Below are 12,612 nucleotides of genomic sequence, written 5' to 3'. Positions count from 1 at the left end.
GGGAGCGCTTACTTAACGGGAGCGCTTACTTGCCCGGGTATATTACTCAAAGAAAAACGGCTTACGTTCACGGCTGTTGCGGCCAATTTCATTCATACTTTCAGCATCGAATAAACGGCCATTTACCATGGTATGCGTAACCCGATCACTCACGCGAATATCACTAAGCACATCACCATCGATAATAGCTAAATCAGCAAGCTTGCCTGCTTCAATAGACCCAATTGCATGCTCCATACCAAGATTAATTGCAGCATCATAGGTTGCTGTGCGCAGCGCTTCTGCTGGGCTCATGCCACCTTGCGCCATCATCCAGATTTCCCAATGTTGCGCTAAACCCTCGCGCTGACCATGAGCACCAGCGGTTACTTTCACGCCGCGATCCTGTAACGCCTTGGCGCCGGAAGCAACATTAATGTGGTTGTAGTGATGCGAAGGTGCAATCTCTCGGCGCATAGAACGCGGGCGAAGCACTCGCTCTGGCACATAAGTGCTTAAACGCGGGTGATTCCAAACATCAGTATGGGCATACCAATAGTTTTCACCCCAAATACCACCGTAGGCTACGCCAAGTGTTGGCGTATAGGCTGTTTCCGTTTGTTCCCACAATTGCAAAACGTCCGCATAAATCGTTTCTACTGGAAGCGCATGCTCAATTACTGTGTGTCCATCAGTAATCATGGTCATATTGTGTTGGAACAACGAACCACCCTCGGGCATTACCATCATCTCAAGCTCACGAGCCGCCTGAATAATTTGCTGGCGTTGATCCCGGCGCGGTTGGTTGTAACTTTTCACCGAGAACGCACCTACTTTCTTCATCCGTTCCAAGTGGAAGCGCGCATCATCTAAGCTATCTACATGAGCCGTTGCGGAAGGGCTATTCGCACCATACAAAATTGTGCCTGTAGAGAAGATCCGCGGCCCAACAATAGTGCCGGCTTTTTGCATTTCACTGGCAGCAAAAATTTGTTGAGTATTGTTCGATGGATCGTGAATAGTGGTTACACCGAAGGTTAAGCCCGCATATAAACCCCAGTTTTGCTGCGGAATAATTTGGCTTTCACCTTGGGCACCATGGGCGTGCGTGTCAATTAAGCCTGGAATCATTGTTTTCCCGGTAAAATCGATCACTTCAGCGCCACGTGGAATGCTTACCTCCGAGCGCGTGCCTACCGCTGTTATTTTATTTCCGGTTACTACCACAACACCGTTCTCAATCACCTCATCACCATTCATGGTTGCAACCGTACCACCAACAAAAGCAATCGTTTGATCGGGAATGTGTGTTGCACTGGTGAAACCGATATTCATGCCATCAGCTACTTTCTCAAAGTTGCTTTCGCCACCGATATCGAACATGCCGTTTAGGTTGGCTGAATATAGCTCTGGGCCCAAGGTCCAATACAGGTTATTGCTATCTGCGGTCCAAGAAAGATTATCGCCCGCTCGTTGTGAAAGCTGCTCAATCGGGAATTGACGATCATTCGGGCCAATGTTAATGGCTGCACCACGCTCAACAAATGGCGTTACGAAAACTCGGAAGCGCTCGGCAAACGCAAGATATTGGCCATCTGGAGAAACCCGATATTCCGTTGCATGGGAAGAGGTGTAAAGAGTACGTGTTTCACCATCGGCAATACGAATACTACGAAGCTCTGGGCCACTGGCACCAAAACCGTTCACATAAACACGATCATTGCGCGCACCAAACTGCACGGCACTACCACTACGAGCAATGTGCTTAGGCTCATCGGCATCAAGGGGCAGATGGTAAATACCCGCTCGTAAACCATGGCGCGGGTCGGTTAAGTAACCGCCACTAATTTTACGATAAACCACAGCTTCACCATCTGGTGAAAATACCGGCTCTACAAATTTCCCGGGGCCCGTAGGTAAAACCCGCTCACTATTATTCTGTAGATCACGCACCACTACTTGGCCTTGCTCTTGATCATGCCAAGTGGTGTAAACCAAGTAACGGCCATCACGTGAAAATGAAGGGAACTGTTCAAAACGCTCGGTTTGTTCCGTTAAACGTTGCGCTTCGCCATTCGGCAGGCCGCGGCTATATAAATAGCCCAACGCTTCATAAATTACGCGATCCGCACTTGGCGATACCACAGCACTGCGCAGCATGCGCACATCAAAATCATCATGTTCAATATGCTGGCGGAAGCGCACTGCGTTTTGCACTTGTTTTTCCACCGATACATTAAATGGAATGTTGGCTGTACGGCCATCGTTCACGTTCAAACGATGCAGCTGACCTTTTGCGTAAAACACCAATTCGGTGCCATCGGTATTCCAGCCCATGCTTGGGTAAACACCGTGAATCGCCCAAGTTTCTTGCATATCACGGCTTAAATCCGCGTAAACTTCGCGGCGTTCGCCCGTTTCTAAATCATATAAATAGAGCTTACTTTGAAAATCATCACGGCCCACGAAAGCAAGATGGCGGCCATCGGGTGAAGGCACCGGACGCACAGCACCACCCATACCTGAAATAACGGTTTCGATATCACCGGTTTCTAGTTCATAGCGTTTAATGGTGTAAATACCAGAAATTGAATCTTTGTTGTAATGGAAGGTTTGGCCAGGGGTATCATCTTGCGAGAAATACACATATTTGCCATCGGGTGAGAAAGCCGGTTCGCCAAGATCTTTTTGATCATTTGGCCGCGCCGTTAACATCACACCTTGGCCACCACTTTTGTGATACATCCAAATTTCACCCGCACCCAGCGAGCGGCGCGCGGTAAAGTGTTTGCGCGCTACCAGATATTCGCCATCTGGGCTCCACGCGGGGCTGTTCAACAGCCGGAAACTTTCGTTAGTTACCTGCCATGCATCGCTGCCATCGGCTTTCATAATCCAAATATTATCACCGCCACCCTCATCAGAGGTGTAGGCAATGTATTCGCCATCAGGGCTGTAGGTAGGCTGCATGTGCCAGCCAATACCACCGCGAAGCAACTCGGCCTCGCCGCCCCCTGCGGGCATCCGGTAGATATCACCAAGCATATCAAAGATAACGTGGGCGCCATCAGGGCTCACATCCACACTCATCCAAGTGCCTTTATCGGTATTAATGGCCACCGTGCTGAACTCACCCATGGGCTCGCTCACATTCCATTCGTTTTCAGCGTTCGCTACCCCGCCAATACATAGGCTTGCGGCTAGGCCAGCAATGGGAATGAGTTGCTTTAATTTAAACATGAAAGATTCCTAATTTTTTATTGTGATTAACAGCGATTGCATAGGGGCTGTTGCTAAAATCGTGCAGCAAACCAATGCTATTTGGCTATTTCCTGCTTGTTTTATTACTTTATACTTGTTGTAAACCACCGCGGGAAAGATGTCTATGCTCCCGCGGTGAGCTCACCCATGCTTGCGATTAAGCTACTAGCATGGCTACCGCCACGACAGCGAGCGCCGCCAACATTGGCACCAACACAGTGACCACGAAAATATCGCGATACGCTTCTTTGTGGGTTAAACCCATGAGCGTAAACAACGCAATTACCGCGCCGGAGTGTGGCAGTGAATCTAAACCACCAGCCGCTAAGTTGGCAATACGATGCAGAAGCTCAGGCGCAACACCCAAATCAAGATAGGCAGGCGCCAAACTCGACATGAAAATCTGCAAGCCACCCGAAGCCGATGCTGTGATCCCGGAAATCAGATTAGCCGAGATAAATACCGATACCAAGGCCGGTAAATCAAGAGCCAACAACCAAGCCGCAAACGCGTGAAAACCTGAGGTTTGAATAACTACTCCGCCGAATCCGATAACAGCAGCCGTATTAATCAGCGGTAACAGGGCATCATCAGCGCCTTGGCCGATAGTACGCACGAAATCTTTGCGCACCGGAGGAAATAGCAGGTAACAAATGCCCGCGCCCATCAGCAATGCAAAACTCGCCCAAAGGATAGGCTCGCCAGACGCAAAAGTTATCCAATCAGCGGAAAAGTTAAATACTTGCAAGAAGCGCGGCAACGCAATGAGCAGCAACACTACAACAACCGGTAAAATCGAGCGCCCCCAGCCGGGTAAAGCCGATCCTTTAGGCCCCGCCAAGGCCGCCATTTGCTCATCTTTATCAGTGGCAACATAACCCTCACCTTGGGCTAATGCAGCATGCCATTGCCGTTGTAGATACCAAATACCCAAACCGGCCATTAAGGCACCTGCTAACAAGCCATACCAGCCACCGGCGAACAAATCAGTTTCGAGCGCCCGCGCGGCAATCACGTTATGTATTGAAGGCGTTCCTGGCAGCGCTGTCATGGTAAAGGTACCAGCCCCTAGGGCAATGGCCGCCGCATATAAACGCCTTGGAATATTCGCTTCTTTCATCAAGGTAACGCCAATGGGGTACATGGTGAAAATCACTACGAAAACCACCACACCGCCGTAAGTAAGCAGCGCGCACACCAACATAGCAATTAGCAGTGCGCGTTTTGCGCCCAGCCACTTGGTAATGCCCATGGCCACGCCCTGAGCAGCTTGGCTCGCCGCCATAACTCGGCCAAACAGCGCACCACATAAAAATAGTAGAAGAAAATTACCGGCAAAACTAAAGGCGCCAGAGGGGCCAAACGGAAAGTGCTGCAAAAACACTTCCTGAAATGCCATACCATTGGTAAGGCCGATAACTAAAATGGCAAGTAGCACCGCCAGTAAGATATTCCACCCGCGCAGTGCCAGCCCTATAAGCAGAGCCAAACCCAGCAGTAACCCTATGTTCCCAAGCATAATGAAACCCTGTTGTTATTAATATTGGGTATCAAGGTAGCAAAAAATGTATATCTTCTGCTACTGCTAAAAATTCACTGGTTTTTTGCTGCCCGGTAAATTGCAATAGTTGGCTAAGCGGCATTGGCTTGGCTAATAAGTAGCCTTGGGCTTCGTGGCAATGGCTTAACTGCAGAAAACGCAGCTGTGCTTGGTTCTCTACACCTTCGGCAATGATTCGTAAATCAAGGTTGCGAGCAAGCTGCAAAATATCGTGGTAGAGCAAGGCATCGCGGGCGTTACTCACTGCATCGTGAAGGAAGCTGCGATCAATTTTCACTGTACTCAGTGGCAGTTTTTTTAGGTAGCTTAGGCCGCAGTAGCCCGTGCCAAAATCGTCCATGCTCAACGATATACCAAGTTGCCGTAATTGTTTTAGTGCGTTTAATAGGGCCGGTGCCGATTCCAAAACCACTGTTTCAGTGATCTCCAAATCTAAGCAATGGGGCGAAACACCGGATTCCGCCAAATACTTTTCAACTACCGTTACCACTGGGCGCCGCTGCAAATAACGTACCGATAAATTAACCGATAACCGCTTCACCTCATTCTGTACCTGAGCAAAATCAGTAAGCGCTTGGCGTAATACCCACTCACTCAATAACACAATGAGCTCATCTTGCTCGGCTACCGCAATAACAAGCTCTGGGTTCAGCCAGCCAAACTCTTTAGAGCGCCAGCGTAAAAGTGCTTCGATGCCGGTGAGTGTTTCCTGGGCAAGTGAAAACTGCGGTTGGTAGTGCAAGCTCAATTGCCCCGTTTGAAGCGCAAGCTTGAGGTTACTTTTAATAAATGCTTTTGCCGATAAATGAGTGTCGCCCATAGCCAACCTGGAGTAGAAGAAGTGTATTTATCAAGCCTAATACACACATTTCCAGATGCACGATTCTTCAGCTATATCACCATCAAGTAGGTGCTCAACAAAAACTAGCGTTAATTTTCTGAGCGGCTCATTGCCGAGAGTTGGCTAACTCGAGCTAACAAAATAGCGCCAATAATGAAAAAGCCTATCACCATCAACAATGCATTTTGCCGCGAGAAGAGGTCGGCAACGATGCCAAAAGTGGCCGCCAGCAACATTGCCATGCGGTTGAATACACCCCACAAACCAAACGCGCTGCCATCTCTTTCCGGCACGGCTAACAAAGCTACTAAAGAACGGCTTGAAGCCTGAATCGAGCCAATCCCAGTGCCAGCAAGCAAGGCAATTACCAAAAACACATCGCGCACACTCATTTGCAGCCAAGCAGCAATATCGTAAATACCATACATGCCGCTAATGGCGATTACCCACAAAAGAATAACTACGAAAAGCACTTTTCGGGCACCAACAAACCGCTCAACAACCCCAAATCCTATGGCACCAAAAAGGGCGCTGAACTGGGTTGCTAAGAATACGGCTACTAAATCGGTTTGGGAAAGGCCAAGCTCACCGGTGCTATAGATACCAATGAACTTTATTACGGTTTGCACACCCGCCATGTAAAACAAAAAGGCCCAAAAAAAACGAAACAGCGTAGGTTGTAAACGCTGTTGCCGAAGTAGATTCAAGCTCTCCCGCCAGCCCTCACGCGGCACTAGCCGAGTTGTTTTTGGCTTATCTTTTACCAGCAAAAAGGTAGGAATGGCCACCAACACAAAATAGATAGAAATCGCAATCATTGCCCACTGGTGCTGGGCAATATACAAACCGCGCTCGGCTACTGGATCGGCACTTATGATAATCACCGAAACCAGCACCATGCTCACGAAGCCACCCAAATACCCTAGCCCCCAGCCTAAACCGGAAACCAGCCCCATATTCTTGCGGGTAGAGAGCTCAGGCAAGAAGGCGGAAATAATGGCTTCGCCTACCATCCAGGCAGTATTGGTGATCAAAATAATCGCTATACCCCACCAAACATCACCGGGGCCAATAAAATACAACAGGCAGGTAAAACTGGCACACACTAAGGTTGACCAAGCGAGCAATTTTTTCTTCGAAGCACCGCGGTCAATCCAATGGCCCACCATTGGCGATAGCACCATCGCAACCAAGGTAGAACCAATAATCGCAATCGACCAATAGGCATCGCGCCACTCACTATCCGCAGGCACGATATAAGCAACAAAAAAGGCAGAATAAACAAAGGAAATAACAATGGTTGTGTAAGCTTGGTTGGCAATATCATACATCGCCCAACCGAATATCTGGCGCTTCGGCGCATTCTTAGCCGCGCTTAACTCTGTTTTACCTACCATTAGGTGCATTCCTTTTAATTCGGTTAGCTCGCGGCTTCGGTTTCTACAATACCATTGCGGTTCAGTACAATTTTCCAGCGTTGAATATCATCTTTATCGGCCCAGCGTTCACGAATCACCACGTTGAGCACTGAGCGCTTTTCAACAATATCCCGCACTACTTCATTTTTTTCTTGCCGATAAATAGGGTGAGTGCTTTGCTCAAGCAAGGGCGCGAGCACCTCAAGGTCCAACACGATCGTTTCCCGCGTGGTGGCGTAGCCACTTAAAAACCGCGAAGGTAGCATTTTCGACCAACTGCTATAATGCAATACGGTTTCACCCCGTTGCGGCGTTGATGCCCGCCGCGCCTTTTTAACTTCATCAGCGAGATCTTCAAAGGTTTTGTAATCGATCCACTCAACCGATTTGCCCACAACATTTTCATTATTGGGATCAACAAATTCGTGCCGCCACTTTGGCCGGCCTTTTCGCAGCCAAAGCCAAAGCTTCTGCCGAATATCATCTTTAAATACTTCGCGAACTGCATATAACAAGGCTACCGCAGCGATAAATACAGCAGTAACATCGCCTAAGGTATCGCGGGCGCGCAACACGGCATAAGAAACCGCTGTCATTACCACAGCCGCCACACCTGCTTTCACAAAACGCTCTTCAATGTTGCCAAGCTCATGGCCTACCCGGCGCAGCGTAACTGGAAATTCAATCAGCCGGCGCAAAAGCCGCATTTTATTCGACATTCGCGTACTATCGGCCTGCACCCGCTCAGAATTATATTCGTTTTCATTCCGATACTTTGCTTCTCTGCGAGCAATACGCAACAAGAGCTCACGAATATCTTGCTCATCATCGGCAAATTCAAGCTCTGCGGCTAAGCGCAAAAATTGTTGCTCAGAAAACCACGATAAGTAATTGTCCACGTTCGTGTAGTAACGCCGCAACGCATCTTCTTTCGGCGCAGTTCGGCGTAACCTACGCATTATCGTAGCGCTTAAATCAAGAAGCTCCGCCAATGATTCACGCAAATTCTCCGGCCGCTCACGAAGTACCCGCCCCACTTCCTGCTCAATAGCATTTACGTATTGATAGGCATACAAGCTCAAACTCAAGCGATACTCTGGCGTGGGCCGTTCTTGTTGTTTCGCCAAGCGTTGCACCAGCCGGCTGCGCACCAGTGGTTCGAGTTGTACTTGGCTATGGTAGGTGCGATTAATATGAAAGGCTTGATGATAAAGCGCCCGCTCAGTAACCACATCAACCGACAACCCAAGTTCACCGGGCACAAACAGGAAAATATCCAGCTTATGCTCCGGATAATCACCTAGGTTGCGAACAATGCGTAGGCTGAATGAATCGTTGCTATCTACGGTTACCACGCGTGCTTAGTTATCCTGTGCCTGTAAGAAAGTTTCCACTGATTCACCAGTGAGCGTGCTAATGCGTTTGAATATATAGAATATAGCACCCATAAGAATAATCATGGTGGGCAGCGCAATTACGGGGAAGCTTAACGCTGTCATACGGCCAATTTCGCTATTGAAAGCCTCTGTACCGGCCGGGCTCACCACAATCATTCGGGCCAAAATATAGTTCAAAGTGGCTGAGAGGAAAAACGCGCAGGCAACCGCATTCCCGCCATTATTAATCGTGCGCTGAAACTCTGCTGATTTTTGCCGGCGCTCTAATGCGGCATAGAGTTTATCTAAATCTAATATTTTTCGATTCAGTAAAATTTTTTCCACAACAGGGAAGCGGGTAAATCGGCTACCAAACACTACCAAACCAATAATGCCCGGCACAGCGGCCTCTTTAATCGCAATGTACGCGGGGTCGAGTTCTAGTAAACCAATGCCGCCGGTTAGCAATACACTCACCAAACCCAAAATGGAAAACCCGTTTATTTTTTTCCGCCGATAGAGCTCCCAAAGGCCAAAGCCAATAGGAAAAGCTAACGCTAAAACCAGTGCAGTGGCAGCGCCAAGGCGGGCTTCACTGCTCAACTGCATTAAAATGATTACCGGTAAAAAAATGTTGAACAGCATGTTCACCATTAAACCCGGCTCTTTGATGTCTTGTTCGGCGTGATTTTTACGATTATTTGACATAAGTAACTTCTATTTTACTGAAATAAAACCGCTAATTTTGCTATCTTACGCGCTGCTGCCCCCTGCGTATAGGTACAACAGTATTGGCTTTGCATTCTATGCGAACCGTGATTATTTTGCAGCTCTGCCCGCATAGGGTAATATAGCTTTCCTCGTTTACCGATAGGGAATTTTTATGAGCAACCGTAGTGCTTGGTATCGCCGTTTATGGCCAGTTTGGTTAATTATTGTTGTTCTGGTTATCGCTTGGTGGCCGGGCCGGATCGTTTATATGAACCTGCTCACTGAGCGGGAAGCCCAACGTATTGCCGAAATCACGCCCGATCGTGGCGCCGAAAACACACCGGAACGCTTAAGTATTGATCGCATCATGGCTGATTTGCATTGGCTAGCCGATGCCGAACGAGCTGGCCGAGCACCAGGAACACCGGGCAGCCTTGCCGCTCGCGAATATATTATCGAGCGCTTCGAAGCCCTTGGATTAGAGCCCGCTGGCACCGAAGGCTATGAACATGCATTTAGCCACGAGCGCGTTGAACGTGCGGTGAATGTTCTGGGCACAATTCCGGGAGAAGATCCAAACCTACGCACTATAGTGATCACCGCTCATTATGATCATTTGGGCGTGCGCGATGGCGATATTTATCACGGTTCTGATGATAATGCCTCGGGCACCGCGGTACTCCTCGAAATGGCCCGTTATTTTAGCGAGAACCAACCACAACACACCTTGTTATTTGCGGCGTTAGATAGTGAAGAACGCGGTTTGCTTGGTGCCCATGCGCTGTTTACTACGGGCCATCTCGAACCTCGAAGCCTAGCCTTTAATGTGAATATGGACATGATGAGCCGCAACACCGATGAGCTTTTATACGCGGTGGGCACTTATCACCACCCGTGGTTAGTGCGTTTAGTTCAGCGAGTACAAAGCGAAAATGGTGCTCGCATTGTAATGGCGCACGATCGCCCGTGGTACAAAGCTGGTTACACCGTGGATTGGACAAATAGCTCAGATCATGGCCCGTTCCATGAACAAGGTGTTCCTTTTCTCTACTTTGGGGTGGCCGATCATCCTGATTACCATGCACCTTCCGATACCTCGGATAAAGCCGATGCGGCTTTCTTTCGTTTAACTGCAGAAGCGGCCTTGAGCTTCACTAAGCTTATCGACCAAGTTCTCGCGGAAAAACGCTAAGTGCTTGTGAGTGTCAAAAAAATTGGGGTTTTAGCGCTTCTCTGTGCGTTTTTGGGAAGCGCTAATGCTGATCAAAATGGCAACCGCAACGTTCCAGAAGCGGCGCCTTTACATCCTGATTTTGCCACTTTGTTTTCTCGCACCCTCACGCTTGATAAAGTGCCGGGTGGTGTTTACGCCATTGTGCATCGCAATCAAATTGTAGAAATGAATGCCTTTGGTGTTCGCGAACGCAATGGCACCACACCGGTTGATGAACACACAGTATTTCGTATCGCTTCGGTATCAAAAACCTTTGCCGGCACCTTAGCGGTTATGCTGGCGGAACAAGGCCAACTTGATTTATCCGACCCTGTGAGCCAGTACGTACCGGAGCTCAAATTTAAAAATCCACAGTTTAATAACGGCTTGAAAGTGCAACACTTGCTGGCGCATAGCTCGGGTGTAGTGCCTAACGCCTATGATAATTTAATCGAGGCCGATTATCCCCGAGAACGCATCTTGCCCCATTTTAATCGTATCAACCCCATGTGCTCGCCCGGTGCCTGCTACGGTTATCAAAATGTATTGTTTAGCCTCGTTGAGGATGTTATCACCCAGCGCACCGGCGAAACTTATCAAAACCTAGTGGATAGCTTGATTTTTCAGCCTCTCACCATGAACGATGCGTCCATTGGATTACAAGGCTACTTAGCAAGTGAAAACCGTGCTTCTGCTCACATTCGTGGCCGCAATGGCTGGTATCCACGCGAAGTGAACGCTAACTACTATCGGTATCCAGCCGCAGCTGGAGTAAACGCAAGCGCTAATGATCTCGCCAATTGGTTAATCGCCCACATGGGTTTTCAAAGCGATGTGTTGCCCGCTCCCGTGCTCGATACCATTCGTACGCCACGGGTTCGAACCACGCGCGATTTACGCCGCCGCAATTGGCGCCCGCTGTTATCGGATGCGCATTATGGTTTGGGTTGGCGCGTTTATGAAATCAAAGATAAAACCTTGATGTACCACGGCGGCTGGGTAGAAGGCTTCCGGGCGGAAATATCTTACTCACCCGATTACGATGTGGGTTTAGTTATTCTAATTAATGCCGAGAGCACGGCAATGAACGGCTTATCGCCCTATTTTTGGCGAGAGGTGCTACCGCGCATGGAAACCGAACAGTGGGTGCCCTACCAATACGCCAATAGGGTTCAACCACTGCCCACCCCCTTGCGAAAGCCAGAACAAAGCGTAAGCTTCCCGTTTAATCTGTGTTATTCCTGCCTACTTTAGCGTGGCTATCGTTATTGTTCGTAGCTTGATTGTTCGTAACTTGCTTGGGAAAAGTGGCAACACCGATAAAACGCGCGATTAGAGAAAACAGGCCACGGTGTTAGTGTTCCTCGCTGCTTTCTAGTGCTTTTATTTGCGCCAACTCGCTTTCTGTTAGTTCTTTGTACCCTCTTAGATACGGCCAACCATACCCCCAACGAAAGCGGGTTGGCAAATAAGGCGAGCCACCTACTCTTACGCCACCTAACATCAAAACGGCGATCTCAGGCTCGCCTACTTCAGCAACACAACTTTCAAGTTCTTCATCGGCAGCTAAGCGTTCTTCATAAGTGCCACCTTGCCAGTATTGGTAATCATGTGCTGTGCAGCAAGATAACCACAGCTGGTTTTGCTCGAACGTTCCATTAGGGAATGAGCTGCATCCATCCGTGGTAAATGGCCGAATCTCTTCAGCGAGCGCGCTTATTGGTAAAAGAATGATTGAAAACAGAAGGTATCTCAATGTTTTGGCCCATGTAAATGAATACTCTGCGGTAGCTTTAAACTAGTACCAACATCCTAATTTCTCAAGTAGAAATTAGTTTGCCAGTAAATAAAGGTAAATAGAGGTAAATATAGGATATTAGTATATGATCTAGTGAGGAAAGCTATCAGTATAATGCTTGTGCTCAAAAGAGGCCCCAAACACCACCACAGATTGGAGGAATTTAAATGAAGAAAGTAACAGGCCTATTAATGGCGGTTTTACTACCTGCCCTATTCTCGCAAACAGCATTAGCGCAAGAGGAACCAACGGCATTGGTGCCGTTACCATCGCTTGATGATTTCACCCGCGGTGAAGATGGTTGGAGCTTCGGGTTAGGTTTAGGTATTGAATATGAATCAGCTTATGAGGGCTCCGATGAGTTCGGATTCGAGCCACAGCCAGCCGGCGCTGTGCAGTGGCGCAGTGGCGATGATATTTTCTTCTTCGCTGGCGAAGCGCTCGGGTGGCGTGG

9 protein-coding genes and 1 pseudogene are annotated in these 12,612 nt (G+C 48.6%); 3 read left to right on the top strand and 7 right to left on the bottom strand.

All coding sequences use genetic code 11. The features are described from left to right. Nucleotides 1-42: 42 nt before the first annotated feature. The 6 genes from CWE08_RS11430 to CWE08_RS11405 all read right to left on the bottom strand — a co-directional run bounded on the left by CWE08_RS11430 (nucleotide 43) and on the right by CWE08_RS11405 (nucleotide 9,144). Nucleotides 43-3,219 (bottom strand): amidohydrolase family protein, encoded by a 3,177-nt coding sequence (locus CWE08_RS11430; RefSeq protein ID WP_126768368.1) that lies wholly within the window; start codon nucleotides 3,217-3,219, stop codon nucleotides 43-45. 178 nt (nucleotides 3,220-3,397) lie between these two features. Next, nucleotides 3,398-4,759, bottom strand: coding sequence for a GntP family permease (locus CWE08_RS11425; protein WP_126768366.1), 1,362 nt, complete (start codon nucleotides 4,757-4,759; stop codon nucleotides 3,398-3,400). A gap of 31 nt (nucleotides 4,760-4,790) precedes the next feature. Beyond that, nucleotides 4,791-5,621, bottom strand: coding sequence for an EAL domain-containing protein (locus CWE08_RS11420; protein WP_126768365.1), 831 nt, complete (start codon nucleotides 5,619-5,621; stop codon nucleotides 4,791-4,793). Nucleotides 5,622-5,731: 110 nt separating this feature from the next. Beyond that, complete coding sequence (locus CWE08_RS11415) at nucleotides 5,732-7,039, bottom strand: MFS transporter (RefSeq protein ID WP_157981255.1); 1,308 nt, start codon at nucleotides 7,037-7,039, stop codon at nucleotides 5,732-5,734. A gap of 23 nt (nucleotides 7,040-7,062) precedes the next feature. Continuing rightward, entirely contained in the window at nucleotides 7,063-8,415 is a 1,353-nt protein-coding gene (locus CWE08_RS11410) for a hypothetical protein (protein WP_126768361.1), read from the bottom strand. Between the two features lie 6 nt (nucleotides 8,416-8,421). Beyond that, a complete protein-coding gene (locus tag CWE08_RS11405; RefSeq protein ID WP_126768360.1) occupies nucleotides 8,422-9,144 on the bottom strand; it encodes a VC0807 family protein in 723 nt (240 codons plus the stop codon). Nucleotides 9,145-9,319: 175 nt separating this feature from the next. On the opposite strand from CWE08_RS11405, the gene CWE08_RS11400 reads away from it, so the two are divergent. Beyond that, nucleotides 9,320-10,339, top strand: coding sequence for a M28 family peptidase (locus CWE08_RS11400; RefSeq protein WP_126768358.1), 1,020 nt, complete (start codon nucleotides 9,320-9,322; stop codon nucleotides 10,337-10,339). A gap of 6 nt (nucleotides 10,340-10,345) precedes the next feature. Beyond that, nucleotides 10,346-11,614: a serine hydrolase domain-containing protein gene (locus CWE08_RS11395; RefSeq protein WP_241973894.1), complete on the top strand. Its 1,269-nt coding sequence runs from the start codon at nucleotides 10,346-10,348 to the stop codon at nucleotides 11,612-11,614. A 100-nt stretch (nucleotides 11,615-11,714) separates the two neighbouring features. Here CWE08_RS11395 and CWE08_RS11390 read toward each other — a convergent pair whose 3' ends face one another. Then, entirely contained in the window at nucleotides 11,715-12,116 is a 402-nt protein-coding gene (locus CWE08_RS11390; protein WP_126768355.1) for a hypothetical protein, read from the bottom strand. A gap of 209 nt (nucleotides 12,117-12,325) precedes the next feature. Here CWE08_RS11390 and CWE08_RS11385 point away from each other — a divergent pair. Continuing rightward, nucleotides 12,326-12,612, top strand: a pseudogene (locus tag CWE08_RS11385) (MipA/OmpV family protein); the annotation flags it as partial.

This window comes from Aliidiomarina iranensis, from assembly GCF_003987135.1.
Taxonomy (GTDB): domain Bacteria; phylum Pseudomonadota; class Gammaproteobacteria; order Enterobacterales; family Alteromonadaceae; genus Aliidiomarina; species Aliidiomarina iranensis.
The sequence above is the reverse complement of the archived record's forward strand: the minus strand, read 5'-3'. Positions and strand labels throughout refer to the sequence as shown.

Bases quoted from the DNA above. Each gene is read 5' to 3' on its own strand.
- CWE08_RS11430 (WP_126768368.1), bottom strand. From the start codon at position 3,219: ATGTTTAAATTAAAGCAACTCATTCCCATTGCTGGCCTAGCCGCAAGC.
- CWE08_RS11425 (WP_126768366.1), bottom strand. From the start codon at position 4,759: ATGCTTGGGAACATAGGGTTACTGCTGGGTTTGGCTCTGCTTATAGGG.
- CWE08_RS11420 (WP_126768365.1), bottom strand. From the start codon at position 5,621: ATGGGCGACACTCATTTATCGGCAAAAGCATTTATTAAAAGTAACCTC.
- CWE08_RS11415 (WP_157981255.1), bottom strand. From the start codon at position 7,039: ATGGTAGGTAAAACAGAGTTAAGCGCGGCTAAGAATGCGCCGAAGCGC.
- CWE08_RS11405 (WP_126768360.1), bottom strand. From the start codon at position 9,144: ATGTCAAATAATCGTAAAAATCACGCCGAACAAGACATCAAAGAGCCG.
- CWE08_RS11400 (WP_126768358.1), top strand. From the start codon at position 9,320: ATGAGCAACCGTAGTGCTTGGTATCGCCGTTTATGGCCAGTTTGGTTA.